Consider the following 824-nt stretch of genomic DNA (forward strand, 5'->3'; position numbering starts at 1 on the left):
CCGCTGGCGGTTGCCCGAGGGCGTCGTCTCGCATCGCCCTGGCCGTTCCGGCGTTCTGCTCCGGCCTGGCTTGTGGCAGCACGACCGGCAGCATCCGGAGTGCAGCGCGGTGCGAAGCGGGTGGCCGTTCGGCTTGCTGGCTGAGAGGCACGCTTTCGCTCGGCCAGTGATGGACCAGCCGGGCGCCACTCCAGATGGTGAGCACGGTCAGCAGAAACACCAGCGGCTGTCCGCGGCGGCGCCCGAGGCGCGCCGGGGACGACCTCGGCTCAGCCATGGCGGCGGGCCATAGGCACGCCTGCCGCATCGGAGGCGGGAAGCTTGGCGGGCAGCGCCGCCGGGATGCGATGCCGGGTCTTGTCCCAGGGCAGCGCAGCCCCGCCAAGGCTGGCGGCATAGGCGACAAGCGCGCGGCGCGCTGCCATCACCGCGATGATGTTGCTGACAAGGGCGCGCGGAATCGACCAGCACGCCTCGGCCCAGCCATGCTCCCAGCCGGTACAGGCGGCGCGGATCGCCAGCCGCCAGACCAGCGTGCAGCCGGTGACGATCAGCAGCACGCGTGCCGCAGCGTCGGGTGGCGTAGGCGCGTAGATACCAAGGGCCGACGCGATCCTAACGGCCAACCAGAGCAGCAGCCCCAGATAGCCCGCCACCAGCACCACCGCCGCCAGCACCGCGCGCCGGTCGCGCGCGCGCATCCACATGTCGCCAGCCGAGCCGCCCCAGCCCGTGCGGTCCCAGCCAGACAGGGAAATTCCAATCATCCAGCGGGTCTTCTGCCGCACCGACGCGCCCAGATCGGCGGGGAAATAGGCCCGGGT

2 protein-coding genes are annotated in these 824 nt (G+C 71.8%); both read right to left on the reverse strand.

Annotated elements, in window-relative coordinates:
• On the reverse strand, positions 1-220 hold a 220-nt coding region (locus DM995_RS22550), incomplete at its 3' end, for a hypothetical protein (RefSeq protein ID WP_232824555.1).
• 49 nt (positions 221-269) lie between these two features.
• Positions 270-824 (reverse strand): glycosyltransferase family protein (locus tag DM995_RS18885; RefSeq protein ID WP_502696622.1); only part of this gene is annotated, 555 nt, incomplete at its 5' end.

The organism is Blastomonas sp. UPD001 (assembly GCF_003426715.1).
In the GTDB taxonomy this organism is placed as follows: domain Bacteria; phylum Pseudomonadota; class Alphaproteobacteria; order Sphingomonadales; family Sphingomonadaceae; genus Blastomonas.